Raw genomic sequence first — 15,756 nt, forward strand, 5'->3', positions numbered from 1 at the left:
CAAAGGGGAGAGTAAAATGTGGAAGTTTGCGATTGAGGACGCCCTCGTCAAAATCAAACAGAATATTCAAAAACACCCTGGAAAATTACCACACATCATCGAAGGACAGCGCTATGATTGGGGTGAGAACAACGACTGGATCGAGGGCTTCTATACCGGCATGATGTGGCTCGCCTATGAATTTGGTCAGGATCCGTTCTATAAAGAAGCAGCCGAGTCCTATTTAGCCAACTTCAAGCATCGTCTGGATCACCATATCGAGCTGGACCACCATGATATCGGATTTTTATACTCACTGTCCGCGGTTGCACAGTGGCGTGTAACCGGGAATACAGCTGCGCGCGAGCTTGCGCTCCAAGCAGCCGATGCCTTATTAGCGCGGTGGAGGCCTAAGATCGGGGTTATTCAGGCATGGGGGAAAGAGGACGATCCCGAAAATGGGGGGCGGATCATTATCGACTGTCTGCTGAATCTCCCGCTTCTGTTCTGGGCGCATGAGCAGACAGGTGATGCTAAGTATTATGATGTAGCAATGAAGCATGCTCTTAAGAGCCAGAAGTTTCTGGTACGGGGGGACGGTTCTTCCTATCATACCTTCTACTTCGACACCGACAATGGAAATGCGCTCCGTGGAGGCACCCACCAGGGCTACCGGGACGGATCGACGTGGACCCGGGGCCAGGCATGGGGGATTTACGGTTTTGCCCTTGCATACAGATATACGAAGCATGCCGATTTCTTGTCAACGTCAAAGCGCATGGCCCGTTATTTTATCGATCGTCTGCCGGAGGATGCGGTCGTTTACTGGGATTTCGATGTTCCGGTCGAGGATGGCACACCGCGCGACAGCTCGGCCTCGGCGATTACGGCGTCCGGACTGCTTGAGCTGCTGGAGCTGATAGGCGACAGCGATCCGGATCGGGCTCTGTTTGAAGATGCGCTGAATCGCAGCATGAAATCACTCGTTGAGCGCTATGCCACGACCGATTTGCCGGACGCGGAAGGGCTGCTGAAGCATGGCTCCTATCACGTAAGGGGGGACCGGGCCCCGGACGATTATATGATTTGGGGCGATTATTATTATCTGGAAGCCCTTGTCCGGCTTGAGCGTGGAATCAAAGGCTATTGGTATGAAACATAAGATGGCGTTATAAGGTTCTAAACCTCTGACAGCTTTTAGCTGCAGAGGTTTTTTTACGATATGCGAGGGCAAGGCAAAGGGATGAACCAACAAGTAAAAATCGTACGGTATCCGTCAAATATGTTCATTATATCCACGCTTGAAGCCCGACTATAATAAGGGTGGCAATAAAATGAAAGCGATTTCAATTTAAGGAGGAGATTCTGTTGGTAATAAAGAGGCCTGCCAGGACGGGAATGCTGCTCGTCTTCCTGCTGGTTGTGGTCACCGGACTTTCCGTCACCGTGATCTGGAGCCATGCGGCTCAGTCATCAGAGGATCCCGTTGTATTTACGATTAATGATGAACCCGTGACGGCTGAAGAGTTTCGATTTTTTTTGCAGCAGAACAAAGCTTTAACCGTCAGTGATTTCAAACGCAAATATCATGCGGATTACCATGCGGATTTCTGGACCTCCTCCTACCAAGGACAGAATCCACTGGACTACGCCAAACAGAAAACGATCGAGGATTTGAAAAAAATAAAGATCGAGCAAATGCTGATGAAACGGTACGGGATCATCGAAGATTCGTCCTTTGCTTCCTTTTTGAAGCAGCTAGAAGCGGAGAATAAGGACCGGCAGCAGAATATTCGCAATAAGCAGCCGATTTACGGTCTTCAGAAGTATGGGGCCGAGCCATTTTATTCGTATCTCCACAGCATGAACTATCAAGCTCTAATCGATGACCTGGTCAAGAAGAATAAGGCTGCGCTTACGGATGCAGAGCTGAAGCCATTGTATGACGAGATTAAATCGGACGATTTTCATCTAGGCTATTCTTTTGATTACGAAATCATCTCGGCGGAAAGCCCGCAACCGTTGGAACAGCTGTGGGATCAACTCTTAACGCGGCCTGGCAGTGTCCAGGAATCTATCGTTCCATTAGGGCCTTCGAAGGATATCGTCGTTCGGCAGGACACGCTGGACATGGATACAAAGTCCAAAGACGATGATGGGGCACAAGAGCTGCAGGAGATGTTCATGACCATGCAGCCCGGGGAGTTTACCGACATTCTACGTGATCATAACGGCCCGATGATGCTGAGGCTTCTCGAAACCGAGGACAAGGGCTACGTGCCTTATGAGCAAGCGAGAACTTCCTTGGTTCAGCTATATATGGAGAGGCAGCTGGAGCAGCTCGTTGAAGACCAACTGCGTCAAGCAACGATGGAGATCGACGAGGAGGTGCTTAAGACGATTTCGTTCTCGAACTAGATCATTAGAACAGGAACAGGAGGGTATTAAAAAATGAACCTTGGTAAAATAAAGCCGATTAGAAGGCTGTTTGCCGTTTGTCTCAGCATGCTGTTAGGGTTCTCCCTGGCAACAACCGGTCTAACAGGCGGGCAGGCCAATGCTGCCGCTAACCCTAGTGATGAAGCGGTTCATTCCCTAACAGATGGTGCGGTACCTCAAGCAGCTGTCGGAACAACCTATTATGTCAGTGTAGACGGGAATGATGCGGATGACGGAAGGTCGGAAGATCATGCGTGGGCAAGCCTTGAGAAAGTAAACAGCATGAAATTTGCTCCGGGTGACCGTGTCTTATTCAAAGCAGGGGACGTATGGAATGGCTCGCTTAAGCTTCGGGGCATCTCGGGTACCGAAGATGCTCCAATCGTATTCAGCAGCTATGGTGATATCGAGCAACTCGGCCGTCCTGTAATTAACGGAAATGGAACAACCACAACGGAAATTTCAAAGATCATACTTAATTATAAAGGGGTAGCCGACAAGACGATGTCAGCCACCATCGATGTCGTGGACGGAAGCTATCTCGAGTTTTCCAACTTTGAGCTGACCAACTACAACCCGAACGTCGTTTCCCAGCGCGCAGGCATCAATATTCGTACGGCTTCCACCACGGTAACGGAATGGGAGGCGAACCCCCATAAGGGAATCGTCATCAAGAATAACTATATCCATGATGTGGACGGGAATCCGAAGGGGTGGAAGATCGGCAGCGGAGGCATCCTGATCCTTGGCAATATTTCGGATGTTCTGGTTGAAGGCAATATTGTAAAGCGGGTGGATATCGAAGGCATCCGTAACGCCGGGCTGTATAAGGAAGGCGATGTCAAAGCCAACTTCCCAAGGGTTTTTGAAAATATTATTTTCAGAAATAACTACGTGGAAGAGGTTCAAGGCGATGGCTTTGTCATGAGCAATGTCGGCACGAATGGAAGAATGGAGTACAACACCGTAGTCAAGCATTCCGCAAAAAACGTGGGGAATGTCAATTATGCCGGTCTTTGGGTCATCGGCGTCAAGGATATGGTGATGCAATTCAACGAAGTATATGGCGGCATCTACGGGTACAATGACGGTCAAGCCTTTGACGTCGATATGTTCTGTGAGGGGACGTTGTATCAATACAACTACAGTCACAGTAATCGAGGCGGCTTTATTCTTTTTATGGACGGCTCCACCAATTCCGTCGCCCGGTATAATATCAGCGTAAACGATGGCGACGGCAGATATTTGCTGCATTATTTGCCGACAAGGGAAGCGTACGCGCCGCTTATTCATAACAATACGTTCTTCACGGATGCGAATATTTCGACCAAAATCTTTAATGCCTCCGGTAAATACGCCAAATTGTATAATAATATTTTCTATACGAAAGCGGATACGCCGATGGGGGCAAGCACGTTTTCCGGCGGTGAGATCAAGCATAATGTGTTCTATCCCGGGACGAATATCAAAGATACCGACTTTCCTGGTGCAGCTGTAGAAGATAATATCTTCGAAAGCCCGAAATTGGCCAGACCCGGCGAAGAGCCGAAGGATATTATTGATGCAGGAGCCGGTTTTTTCGATGTTGAGCAATTGAATGGATATAAGCTGTTACCGGGATCGCCGGCTATTAATGCAGGGACGGATATTCGGAATCTCACTCCCTCTGTGTGGGCTCCGGCAGATAAGGATTTCTTCAACAACCCGATAACGGATGGCTCCATTGATATCGGCGCTCACGAATCGAACGACGAACCGGATCATCAGGTTCCCGAGGTCTTGCCGGTATCGATGAGTTTAAATTATGAGAAACTGGACCTGTACGCGCAGCAGGCAGGCAAAACGTTAACCGCCCAGTTCGAACCGAAGGACACCTGGTTCAAAGGAGTCAAGTGGTCAAGCAGCGACAGCCAGGTCGCAGCGGTAAGTCCGAATGGGTTCATTACACCCGTTCGTCCCGGTGAAGCCATCATCCGGGCTGAAAGCACGGTTCATCCGGCTATCTATGCTGAGGCCCATGTAACCGTGCATGCTGCATCAAGCATTGAATCATATCAGGTCGCTGCGGATTCACTCGAGTTATCCGAATCCAATCCATCCGTTCAGCTGCGAATGGACGGCATAACCGAGGACGGAGTTGTGATGGAGCATGCGCCTTATTATCGCGTTCGATATGAGGCGGATCCGAAATCGTTCAACATTGATCCGGACACCGGCATTTTGACTGCAATCGGCGACCTTTCCGGCATGGATTCCGTCGAGGTTAAGGCCGAGGTACAGGAATATCAGGATCTTCAATACTCCCAGAGCTTTGAAGCCGGGTGGGGGGACTTCATACCGGAGACCGGAACCGAGATTACGACAGGAGCGATCTCCGATAAAGTCGCCTATCAAGGCGAGCGCAGTGCGTTGTTTGTTACCGGGAACGGCAGCAATGCGATCCAGAAGCTGTTCGGGACCAAGCAGCAAGGAATTGTAACGATCATGATGTACGATGACGGCTCCAAATCCGGAAACACGCGGGTTGTAGCCCATGTCGGCAACGCGAGAACCACTTTGCTCGCAGGAATGGGCGTGCTTTACGATGGCAGTAGCTATGGGTTGCAGGATTATTATTCCGTACGGGCAAGCAGCTCCTCAACCGCTTGGGAGGCAACCCAAGTGAAACGCAGCAAGGGCTGGCATGAGTTGAAATGGGACTACACTTCAGGCACAGATTTAAAGATGTACATTGACGGGCAATTGGTAAAAACGACGAGTGCCATAAAAGATTTTGACCGGATCGTACTCGGCTTCTTATGGGATTCGGCGAATGGCCGTACCTTCGCTTTCGATAACATCAAGTACGCTTTAACCGATGAGAAGATTACGAAGTCTGCGGCTCCGCTTACTTTGTCCGTCAAGCCTAAAGCGGATAAGGCGGCATTAGAGCAGGCCATAACCGTTGCGCAGAGCGTCTATGATTCTGCAGTAGAAGGAGATGAACCGGGCCAGTATCCTGAAGGCTCGAAGCTTCGCTTGTATGAGGCGATCGAAGCTGCCGAACAGGCGCTGAGTAAAGCGGATTTAACGCAAGCGGAGATCGATGCGGCTGTGATCGCACTTCAGGAGGCGGTAAAGGCATTCCAATCCTCGGTGATCGTCGATCCGTCCATACCGGCGGATAAGCGTGAATTGAATGAAGCCATTACGGTTGCGAAAGCGGTCTACGCCGAGGCCGTAGAAGGAAGTGCGCCGGGGGAATATCCGCTGGGAGCAAAGCAGAAGCTCCATTTAGCCATTGAGGCTGCTGAAGCCGTCATGGAACGCCAGGATGTCACGCAAGGAGAAATTCAAGCAGCCGTTACGGCTTTAATTGCGGCTGTCGCCGAATTCAAGGCAAGCGTTAATCCAGGCAGTGAAGCGCCGCCTAGCTGGACGGAAGGGAGACTCGTAGCGGAGAAAGTATCGCCATCGAGCGTCACCCTGCATTGGTCCGGTACCATTAAAGCCGATCAGGTGGATAAGTTTATAATCTATCAAAATGGTGCAGAACGAGTGACCGTGACCGGATCCGTATACCGGTACGAGGCTGCCGGATTAAGTCCGAATACGCCATACACATTCAAGATTGAAGCCGGCGATTCGAATGGACGATGGAGCACCGACGGTCCTGAAATATCCGTAACGACAGCAGCGGCCGTCGTCGATCCGGGCGCTGGAGGCGGCTCTTCGGATGGCGGGCCATCAACGCCTATGCCAGCCCCTTCTGTGCCGAATACGGGCGGACAGGAAGACGGCAGGGATGCGGAGGGAGATGACGGGGAAGAGGTCGTGAAACCAACACCTCCGAAGCCAGGGATAAGCCTTACCGATCTTTATGGACACTGGGCTGAGTCTGCGATCCGGAAAGCTGTTGAGCTAGGGTGGGCTCGGGGATATGCGGATAAGACCTTCCGGCCGAACGCCAACATTACTCGTGCGGAGTTTGCCGTGTTGTTGGGAAGGGCCTTGGATTTGGATCAGCAGGAGGCTTCGGCAGACCTCAAGGATATGAACCGGATTCCTGTCTGGGCTAGACCGTATGTGGCTGGGGCCGTCAAGGCCGGAATCATTCAAGGGTATAGGGATCATACCTTCCGGCCGTCGCAGGAAATTACCCGACTCGAGATGGCTGTCATGATCGCAAGAGCGAAGGGGGTGCCATTGGATTCCACGGCGAGCGTTCCATTTGCCGATGCAGAGCTAATCCCTGCTTGGGCTAAGCCGTATTTGGCTGCAGCTTACGACGCGAAGCTGATTCAAGGAAGAGGAGGCGGCATGTTTGCCCCGCACCAGCCTGCGACCCGGGCTGAATCCGTTCACTTGATCGTTGCTATGCTGAGCGAGTAATAGAGGGGATGCCTAAATGTATTTTGAAGGGGCTAACGGCTAAAACTTTAAATTTTGCATTGTAAAGGGGCTGGCCCATAAGTAAATCCGCTGCTTGATGACAGCCCCACAATCAAAAAGCATATCAAAACAAGGGATGGTGCTGCTTCGGATGTTATCCGTGAGCCGCCATCTTTTGTTTATCGATCATGCGGAGCACCCCGCAAGGTACGAAAAACCTGACCATGTACGAAAAAAGAGCGTACTTTTCAAACATCCCGATCGGAACGATAATGAGGGTGTCTACAACATCAAACCGAATGGAGAGAGAACGCATGAATATATTGGTTGTTGCTGCTCACCCGAATTTGGAGAATTCCCGCGCGAACCGGGCACTGCTTGATGCAATCCAAGGAATCGAAAATGTGCATGTCCACGATCTGTATAAGGAATATCCGAATTGGCATATTGATGTAAAGCGGGAGCAGGAGCTCCTGCTCGGATACGAGCGGATCGTATTCCAGTTTCCGTTCTATTGGTACAGCTGCCCGCCGCTTTTGAAAAAATGGTTCGATGATGTATTGGTACGCGGCTGGGCATACGGGCCGGACGGCAATCATCTGAAGGATAAGGAGTTTATGGTTGCAATAACGGCAGGCGGCTCAGAGAACGGGTTCCGTGCAGGCGGTGACAATCGGTTTACGATTAGTGAGCTGCTGCGGCCGATTCAGGCCACGTTGACGCACTGCAAGGGGGAGTTCCTTCCGCCCTATGCCATGTATGATGCGGACCGGCTAACGCCTCATCAGTTCCGGGAGCAGGCAGAACGTTATGCGGAGCATATCCAGGCCGGGGTCAAGCAGCTGGCGCGCTAAACATTCACTTGCCTGCCGCAACGCCAATGAGGGATGATATGGTAATGGGTCGGCGGGCAGCTTCTTGGACTGCTTACCCGCCGACATTTCCCGCTTCGTGCCCGCGCCGCACGAGCGAAAGGGGACGAAGCGTCTGATTGGGGGAATGACGATGCAGATCGATGAACCGGTCCACCTTGAACCTTATGTCGAGAGCTGGAGGGAATTATACCTTTCGGAGCGTAAGCGCCTGCTGCGTTCCGTCGGCGAGTTAACGAAGGCCATCGAGCATTTCGGAAGCACATCCGTGCCGGGAATGACCGCCAAGCCGATCATCGATATATTGGTGGGTGTAGAGGCCCCGTCCGCTGCAGCGGATGAGATCATCCGGCGTCTGAACGGCATCGGATACGAGCATCTGGGCGAAGCCGGTATTCCCGGAAGGCGATATTTTCGCCAAAGAGGCCTCCATGATTACAATGTGCACATCGTTCAATATCGAGAGGAGCTTTGGAACAACAACCTGCTGCTCCGCGATTATTTGAGGGAGCATCCCGAGGAAGCGCAGCGCTACAGCGACATGAAGAAGTACATCCTTGAACGTGGTGCGCAGACCTTGTTATCCTACTCGGATCAGAAGCATGCATTTGTGAGCGGACTGCTGGAGCGGGCAGCAGCATGGGCCGGAGCTTAGCGAAAATCTTTATCCCTGCTTTATCGGGCCGGGCCCTGCGTCATGGTCTTGCTCTGCTTTCGGAATTCCGACGGGGTAAGGCCATGCACCTTTTTAAACGTTTTGCTGAAGTGGACATAGTCCGAGTACCCGACGCGATATGCGGCCTCCTGCGCGGACAAGCCGCCTTGTGCGAGCAGCTCCTTCGCTTTCTCCATCCGTACCTGCGTTACATACTTGACGAAATTCATACTGGTCTCGTTCTTGAAGGTCCGGCTTAAGTAGGTCACCGACATCCCGAGCGAGTCGGCCACCTCCTGCAAGGACAGATCCTCCGCCGCATAATTCTCCTCGATATAACGCTTGGCTTTCACGATATTGTGATGCGCGCCGAGATTCCGCATGCCTTTTATCCAACAGATGGTCTCGCTTATGCTCTTAAGAAGACGCTGTCTACAGGCTTCCTTGTCATCGTCCTGAGCGATGTCCGGGGTGTGCAAGCCGTTCCTAAGCTCCCCGTCCGGCAGCTTTAATCCACGCTCCTCCAGCATTAGCAGCAATTCCTGCATAAGCATTCGAACATAGCGCGGCAAACTGACATCTGCCGGTCCGCCTGTTTCGAAATGGGCGATCATGTCGCCGGCGAGCGCCAAGGCTTCGCGCTCCTGCGCCGACCAGAGCAGGTCGACGAGCTGTGCCTTCGACCGCTGCTGGGCAAGCGTCCAAGCGGTCTGACGGGAGAAGCGCTCCACCCGGCGATCCAGCTCTTCGCAGGCCTTCACCAGCGCCGCATGGAACTGGGCAGGATCGACCGGCTTCAGCAGAAAATCGGATACCCCGCTGCGCATCGCCTGCCGGGCATACTCGAAATTGTCGTGACCCGACAGAATCAGGATAAACGTATGCTTGCGGCTCTCTCTAACTCTGCGGATGAACTCCAGTCCATCCATTTCGGGCATGCAAATATCCGTCACGATAATATCGGGCGAGGTCTCCTCCATCAATTCCAGCGCTTCGGCGCCATCCTCCGCTTCAGCCACCACTTCAATCCCAAGACCCGACATCTCCGTCAGTTTTCTTAAACTCAAATGAATCGCATATTCGTCATCGATGATCATCAATTTGTACATGCCGAAGCCTCCTCGTCAGCAGTATAGGGAAGACGGATTTCGAAGATGGTTCCTTCGTCCGGCGCCGAATGGATCAGCTGCAGCCCATATCCGGAGCCGAAGGTAAGCGCGAGCCGTTCATGAACGTTCATAATGCCGATGCCGCTCGTGGCTTCCCCTTGCGTTTCTTCCGCATGGGGGTCTCCTCCCGGGTACACCGCGGATTGCAGAGCCCGCCGAATCCGGGTCAGCTTCTCCGGCGGCATGCCGTTACCTTCATCGCGGATGACGATGACGAAGCAGCTGCTCTCGGCCCGTGCGCTGATTCCGATATACCGTGGCTTCCTGCCGCGATATCCGTGAATGAACACATTCTCGACGATCGGCTGCAGCGTCAGCCTGACGGCCTGGACCCGGGTGACAAAGCGTTCATCGACATCGAGCTCGACTTCAAGCTTGCGGAAGCGGGCTTGCTGAAGCTCCAGATAGGCCTGGATATGCGCAATTTCCTCTCGGAGCAGGACGATGGATCCGGCGTGGCTAATATTGTAACGGAACATATGGGCAAGCGCGCGCGTCATGCGGCTGATCTCCATATGGTTGTCTGCGATAGCGTAAGAGTTAATGATTTCCAAGGAATTGTATAGAAAATGCGGATTGATGTGGGATTGCATCGACCGCAGCGCGGACTCCTTCTGTTTGATAATCAGCTCGCGCTCTTTGAGCTGCGAGGTATGAACCTCCCGGATCAGACGCTTGAGCTCATCCGTCATTCGGTAAAAGCTATGGAAAACAGCGCGCATTTCATTGTTCCGGAATGAATGCGTCTTGGCAGGCAGAACAAAGTCACCCTTCTCCACTCGGGCCATCAGCTTCTGCAGCATCACAAGCGGCCGTGTCAACGACAAGGAGAAGCCCCCAACAAGAGCCAGCGAGATGCCGATGAGTACGGCCGCCGCCGCCAAAGAATAATTCCGCTGCGTGATCAGATTGCCGATCAGGCTGCTCAGCGGAAGATCGGCAACGACGGTCCAGCCGGCAATCCGCGATTGCTCATGGATCACCATCTTTTCTGCCGGAGAGGCCGGATCCTGGTGGCGAAAGAAGGAGGAGCTGCTGCGGCTCTCCAAGCGTTGCAGCAGACTTTCTTCGACCTCGGTTCCGATGAGGCTGGAATCGGGATGATAGATGATTTGCCCTTCGCTTCCCATAATCCAGACGTTGAAGCTGCCCAGGGAATCATTGGTGCAGATCGCTCCGATCTGCTGCAGATTGAGATCAACGACCAGCAGGCCCTTGTACAGAAAGGACGAGTTGTCATAGAGCTTCCGGGCAATCGTCAGGGACGGTGTGGGTCCAACCTTGCTTAGCCCCAGGATCTGAAAGTCGCTCAGCTGATCCATCCGGGAGAGATAGGACAGGTTGCGTTTGCGGATATCCGTCATATTGAGCAGTCCGGGAGCCTGTTCGTAATCGGTGATCTGCCGTTTGTTGCTGGCAACCAGCGAGATGCCGATGATATCGGATCGGCCGTAGATCATCTGGGCGAACAGATCGTCTTCGACCTTCTTGGCGAGCTGGAAGTACTGGTAGGGAGTTAAGGGCTGGGCCGACAGAAATTGTTGAATCTGCGGATTATGGATGAAAGGATACGTAGAATTCTCCAGATTGTTGATATAAGAATCTAGCGACACGTTGGTCTGCTCGATGATGCGTTTATTCGTGTCGACGGCAAACTTCTCGATGGCTTCGGTGGAGGACTGGTACCAGAAGCTGCCAAGCAGAAAGAATGGAAGACCGATGAATACAATAATCAATACGAACAGTCGCTGGTTGATGGTCAGATTGCCAAAGGACATCCGCTGCTTGTTCATCTATGGATCCGCCTTCCTTCAGTTATGGAGTGTGGATTGTAAGGAACATTGTAGCAAAAAAACACAAGTTGTAAATAAAAGAACAGCAGTCGGGAGCAAGAATACACAAGTCAGTCAAGAAAGCACATGGGCCGCCGCCGGGATATTCATTACAATGCTAGTAATCCATACGAATATGAAGACAGGGGGTTAATCGATCGTGAAAAAAAGAAAAGGCTTGTACAGCTGGCTTGCCGCTTTGCTGATTGTAACCGTGTTTGCAAGCGGTTGCAGCGGAGGCGGTAAACAGGATGGCGGAGCAGCCTCTCCTCCCAAGGAAGAAGACGGCGGGAAGCAGGTAGAGATTTTGCTGGGCTACTACTCCAGCGACAGCTCCGACACCAAGATGAAGGAGCTGATCGACCGGTTCGAGGAGCAGCATCCGAATATTAAGGTGAAGACGCAGAGCGCGCCGTACGGCCAGTTCTATCAGAAGCTCGACACCCAGATTGCGGCCGGTCAGGCACCGGACGTATGGCTCTCGGACGGCGTCTATGTGATGAAATACGCGCAGCGCGGCGCGGCTAAAGATCTGACGGACTGGATCGTCCGCGATCTGAAGGCCGAGGAATATTACGGTCTGGATTTCAACAAGGACGCCGAGGGCCGTTATTGGGGCGTGCCCCAGGGCATCCAGGTCGGCGTGCTGTTCTACAACAAGGATCTGTTCGATAAGGCAGGCGTCGATTATCCTTCCGAGGATTGGACCTGGGAGGATCTGAAGGCGACGGCAGCCAAGCTGACGGTCGATGCTGCAGGGAAAACGGCCGAGGATGCCGGCTTCGATCCGGCAAGCGTCAATCAATTCGGCCTGACGTTCTTCAGTATTACCGAGGGCTGGTTCTCGGTAATGAAGTCGTATGGCGGCGGAGTTCTCGACGAGAAGGCCGAGAATTCGATCGTCAACACGCCGGAGAACAAACAGGCTTTTGAATGGATGGTAGACGGCATGCAGCGCGGGATTATTACGGACCCGGTGGATTTGAAGAGCTTCCAGAGCAATACGGCCGTATTTCCGAGCGGATCGGCAGCGATGCGGATCGGCATTTACGCAAGGGTGCAGGCGGCGAACGAGGCAGGGCTGAACTATGACGTGACCCTGCTGCCGAAGGGTCCCGACGGCAAACGAGTATCTCCGGTGATCGCGAACTCCTGGGTCATCAACCAGAAGTCGAGTGACGAGAAAGCGGAAGCCGCCTGGGAATGGATCAAATACTGGGCGACCGAGGACGAGGTGCAGAAGCAGTGGACGGAGCTTGGCGAAGCGGTGCCGGTCAAGAAATCCGTTGCGCAGTCGGATGTGTTCCTGAAAGCGGGCGAGCAGCCGGCGAACCGCAAGGCGTTCCTCGACAGCCTTGAATTCGCGCAGACGCTGGACAATAACGCCGTATGGGAGGAATGGGTCGGCAAATTCAACGAGAACGCGGAGCGGGCATTCCTGGGAGACGCGACGATTGATCAGGCATTGAGCGATGCTGATGCGGCGGTTCAAGCGGTGCTGGACGATTTTTATAAAAAATAATGCAAGATCTGCTCAAGAAAGGCGGGAGCGATTATGGACAACACGCTGATCGATAAGACAAAGCCAAAAGCCGAGCTTCTACCGCACGGCAAACCCGCCCGAAAACGGACCTGGGATCATGAAGGACGATGGGGGCTGCTGATGGCATCCCCCTATATTCTCCACTTCATCGTGTTTGTGGCGGGGCCGCTCGCGGCATCGCTGTACTTCAGCTTCTCCGATTACGACATGCTGAACCCGCCTGAGTGGACGGGGCTCGATAATTTCCGCCGGATGGCGGACGATCCGATGTTCTGGCGTTCGCTGTGGAACACGCTCTATTTCACCGTGCTGTTCGTGCCGCTCCAGACCTTCCTGGCCCTGGTGCTGGCGGTTGCTCTGAATCAGCGCTTGAAGGGGCTGAAGTGGTTCCGCATGGCGCATTTTATACCGGTCATCTCTTCCTGGACCGTCATTCTGTATGTCGCGGACGCGGTTTTCAATCCGCGCTTCGGTCTGGCGAACATGCTGCTGCAGAAGCTGGGCCTCGCCGGTCAAGGCTGGCTGCAGGACCCGAAGCTGACAATCCCGCTCCTCGTGATGATCGCGGTGTGGAAGGGGATCGGCTACATCATGGTCATTTATTTGGCCGGCTTACAGAGCGTTCCAGGCGACTTGTATGAGGCGTCCGAGATCGACGGGGCGGGGGCGCTCCGCAAATTCCGGTACATTACGATTCCTTTGATCTCGCCAACCACCTTCCTTGTCTTGATCATGAGCACGATCTCTACCTTCCAGGCATTTGAGCAGATCTACGTCCTGACGGGAAGAGGGGATATCAGCGCGGCCGGAGGACCGAACCATTCCAGTCTGGTGCTCATGCTGTATCTGTACCGCGAAGGCTTCACGTTTATGCGGATGGGCTATGCTTCCGCGATTGCGTGGGTGCTGTTCATGATCCTGTTCCTGCTGACGCTGATCCAGCTGCGGGGCCAGAAGAAGTGGGTGCATTACGAATGACAAAGGAAATCTTGTGTGTCAATACGGAAGATGCTTCGGCGATTGGTTTGCGGTGGAAGGGTATATTTTACGGAGGGAAAGAAAAGGGTTATGGGGCTTCGAGCCGTGGAGTTCCTTGGTTCGGCCTCCTCGGCGAGGATCGTCAGGCAGTCAGCTGGTGCAGGAAGGAGGGACTCGCATGAAGTATAAGCTGCTAGGACGAAGCATTGCTTACCTGTTGATCGGGATAAGCTCGCTTGTGATGCTGGTGCCGTTCGCGACGGCATTGATGAACTCGCTCAAGACCTATCGGGAATACACGACCGTTCCGCCCCGATGGATCCCCGAAGTATTCCAATGGTCGAACTATGCGGCTGTATTTAAGCTCGGAAATATCGGCGGCTATACGATGAACAGCGTGATCGTGGCGGGCTTGTCGGTTGCGGGGGCGCTGCTGTCGTGCTCGATGGTTGGGTATGCGTTCGCCCGTCTCCGTTTTCCGCTGAAAAGCGCGCTGTTCGTCATGGTGCTCGGCACGATGATGATTCCCGCGGTCGTGATCATCATTCCGCACTTTATGATTTTTAATGAGCTGAACATGCTGGATACGCTGACTCCCTTGTGGGTGATTGAGTGGCTGGCCCAGCCGTTCGGAATATTTCTCATGCGGCAGGCTTTCATGAATATACCTAAAGAGTACGAGGAAGCGGCGAAGATGGAGGGCTGCAATCCGTTTCAGATTTACTGGCGGATCTTTATCCCGATGGCCAGGCCTACGCTGGCGACGCTGGCGATCTTCACCTTCATGGGCAAGTGGAATGAAATTTTGACGCCGGTCATTTACTTGACATCCAATGAGAAATACACGCTGCCGATCGGGATTCTGTCGCTGTCCGGACAATGGACGGGAAATGAGCAGCTGATGATTGCCGCGGCGCTGGTCAGTCTGGTGCCGATTCTGCTGGTGTTCCTGTTCGCGGAAAAATATTTCGTGCAGAATCACAATATGGCCGGAATCAAATAACGGTCCCGCCAGAGGCATTGCCTTTGGCGGCGGCCGCCGGAAGGGAAGGATCTACAATGAGGATAGCCGCGTTCAGCGGTTCGCTGATCGATTACGATTTGAAGGAAGCGATGGCGGTCAGTGCTTCGCTTGGTTTTGACGGCATCGAAATTGCCTGCCGGGAGCCGCATCTGCATCCGGACATGCCGCTTATGCAGGTCCGGGAAATCAAGAGCGCCGCCGAGGATCACGGCCTTGCGATCCCCGCCTTGGCAGGCTACATGGGTCATTTCTCAACAGCTCAAGCTGAGGCTTGCGCAGCGGAATACGACCGCTTCATGGAGCTGCTGGAGCGCTCCGTGCTGCTGGAGTCGGATATGATCCGGGTGTTCCCCGGGGGGCCGAACGCTTTTCTGGCCGAGCCGGAGCACTATGAGAAGGCGGCCTATTGGATCCGGCGCTGCGCGGACGAAGCGAGGAAGGCGGGGAAGCGGATCGCGCTGGAAATCCACAATCTCTCGCTGGTGGAGACAGTAGACGGTGCGCTTCACCTGTCGGATCTGGTCGGCCGGGACAATGTCGGATTCATTCACGATGCAGGCAATATGTACATTACGGATACCGGGTACGGCGAGGAATCGGTCAGGCGGCTCGGAAGCCGGCTGTTCCACGTCCATATCAAGGATGAGAAGCGGATCGCGAGCGCCGGGGCTCCGGGAACGTTTAAAAATTTGACCCGGCACGGAGAGGAAAGCTTTCTGCAGTGCCGTCTCGGCGAAGGCGAGGTCGACCACGGCGGTTTGCTCCGCGGGCTTAAGGAAAGCGGCTATGATGGCTGGCTTACGCTGGAATGCGCGGCTCCGTACCCGCCGATCGAGCGGCTGGCCTGGGATATGAAGATGCTGCGAACATGGCTTCGGGCTGTGGAGGTGTAAG

Annotated in this window: 11 protein-coding genes; 9 read left to right on the plus strand and 2 right to left on the minus strand. The window is 53.5% G+C overall.

Features of this window, described 5'->3' with window-relative positions; translation table 11 throughout:
• Positions 1 to 16: 16 nt before the first annotated feature.
• The 5 genes from NST08_RS06060 (at position 17) to NST08_RS06080 (ending at position 8,316) form a co-directional block, all read left to right on the plus strand.
• Positions 17 to 1,141 (plus strand): glycoside hydrolase family 88 protein, encoded by a 1,125-nt coding sequence (locus NST08_RS06060; protein ID WP_341341592.1) that lies wholly within the window; start codon positions 17 to 19, stop codon positions 1,139 to 1,141.
• A 206-nt stretch (positions 1,142 to 1,347) separates the two neighbouring features.
• Positions 1,348 to 2,397 carry a peptidylprolyl isomerase gene (locus tag NST08_RS06065; RefSeq protein WP_341034250.1) on the plus strand — a complete coding sequence of 350 codons (1,050 nt, stop codon included), beginning with the start codon at positions 1,348 to 1,350 and terminating at the stop codon, positions 2,395 to 2,397.
• A 33-nt stretch (positions 2,398 to 2,430) separates the two neighbouring features.
• The gene (locus NST08_RS06070; protein ID WP_341341593.1) at positions 2,431 to 6,789 is read left to right on the plus strand and encodes an S-layer homology domain-containing protein; all 4,359 of its coding nucleotides are present in this window, start codon (positions 2,431 to 2,433) and stop codon (positions 6,787 to 6,789) included.
• Positions 6,790 to 7,103: 314 nt separating this feature from the next.
• Positions 7,104 to 7,643, plus strand: coding sequence for an NAD(P)H-dependent oxidoreductase (locus NST08_RS06075; protein ID WP_007131528.1), 540 nt, complete (start codon positions 7,104 to 7,106; stop codon positions 7,641 to 7,643).
• 64 nt (positions 7,644 to 7,707) lie between these two features.
• Positions 7,708 to 8,316, plus strand: a complete 609-nt coding sequence (locus NST08_RS06080; protein ID WP_341341594.1) for a GrpB family protein — start codon at positions 7,708 to 7,710, stop codon at positions 8,314 to 8,316.
• Between the two features lie 20 nt (positions 8,317 to 8,336).
• On the opposite strand, the gene NST08_RS06085 is transcribed toward NST08_RS06080, so the two are convergent.
• Together NST08_RS06085 and NST08_RS06090 are read right to left on the minus strand one after the other, a co-directional pair.
• Positions 8,337 to 9,425: a response regulator transcription factor gene (locus NST08_RS06085; protein ID WP_341341595.1), complete on the minus strand. Its 1,089-nt coding sequence runs from the start codon at positions 9,423 to 9,425 to the stop codon at positions 8,337 to 8,339.
• Positions 9,413 to 11,278 carry a sensor histidine kinase gene (locus NST08_RS06090; RefSeq protein ID WP_341341596.1) on the minus strand — a complete coding sequence of 622 codons (1,866 nt, stop codon included), beginning with the start codon at positions 11,276 to 11,278 and terminating at the stop codon, positions 9,413 to 9,415. The genes NST08_RS06085 and NST08_RS06090 overlap by 13 nt, the downstream gene beginning before the upstream one ends.
• 199 nt (positions 11,279 to 11,477) lie before the next feature.
• Between NST08_RS06090 and NST08_RS06095 the strand changes: the two genes are divergently transcribed.
• The 4 genes from NST08_RS06095 to NST08_RS06110 all read left to right on the plus strand — a co-directional run bounded on the left by NST08_RS06095 (position 11,478) and on the right by NST08_RS06110 (position 15,755).
• The gene (locus NST08_RS06095) at positions 11,478 to 12,839 is read left to right on the plus strand and encodes an ABC transporter substrate-binding protein (protein ID WP_341341597.1); all 1,362 of its coding nucleotides are present in this window, start codon (positions 11,478 to 11,480) and stop codon (positions 12,837 to 12,839) included.
• Positions 12,840 to 12,872: 33 nt separating this feature from the next.
• A complete protein-coding gene (locus NST08_RS06100) occupies positions 12,873 to 13,838 on the plus strand; it encodes a carbohydrate ABC transporter permease (RefSeq protein ID WP_007131533.1) in 966 nt (321 codons plus the stop codon).
• A 178-nt stretch (positions 13,839 to 14,016) separates the two neighbouring features.
• Complete coding sequence (locus NST08_RS06105) at positions 14,017 to 14,841, plus strand: carbohydrate ABC transporter permease (protein ID WP_007131534.1); 825 nt, start codon at positions 14,017 to 14,019, stop codon at positions 14,839 to 14,841.
• A gap of 56 nt (positions 14,842 to 14,897) precedes the next feature.
• Positions 14,898 to 15,755: a sugar phosphate isomerase/epimerase family protein gene (locus NST08_RS06110; RefSeq protein WP_251536689.1), complete on the plus strand. Its 858-nt coding sequence runs from the start codon at positions 14,898 to 14,900 to the stop codon at positions 15,753 to 15,755.
• Position 15,756 lies beyond the last annotated feature (1 nt).

The sequence above is a fragment of the Paenibacillus sp. FSL K6-1566 genome, assembly GCF_038050475.1.
GTDB lineage: Bacteria > Bacillota > Bacilli > Paenibacillales > Paenibacillaceae > Paenibacillus_AQ > Paenibacillus_AQ lactis.

Coding starts and splice junctions, on each gene's coding strand:
- NST08_RS06085 (WP_341341595.1), bottom strand. CDS start 9,425: ATGTACAAATTGATGATCATCGATGACGAATATGCGATTCATTTGAGT.
- NST08_RS06100 (WP_007131533.1), top strand. CDS start 12,873: ATGGACAACACGCTGATCGATAAGACAAAGCCAAAAGCCGAGCTTCTA.
- NST08_RS06070 (WP_341341593.1), top strand. CDS start 2,431: ATGAACCTTGGTAAAATAAAGCCGATTAGAAGGCTGTTTGCCGTTTGT.
- NST08_RS06075 (WP_007131528.1), top strand. CDS start 7,104: ATGAATATATTGGTTGTTGCTGCTCACCCGAATTTGGAGAATTCCCGC.
- NST08_RS06090 (WP_341341596.1), bottom strand. CDS start 11,278: ATGAACAAGCAGCGGATGTCCTTTGGCAATCTGACCATCAACCAGCGA.
- NST08_RS06060 (WP_341341592.1), top strand. CDS start 17: ATGTGGAAGTTTGCGATTGAGGACGCCCTCGTCAAAATCAAACAGAAT.
- NST08_RS06105 (WP_007131534.1), top strand. CDS start 14,017: ATGAAGTATAAGCTGCTAGGACGAAGCATTGCTTACCTGTTGATCGGG.
- NST08_RS06110 (WP_251536689.1), top strand. CDS start 14,898: ATGAGGATAGCCGCGTTCAGCGGTTCGCTGATCGATTACGATTTGAAG.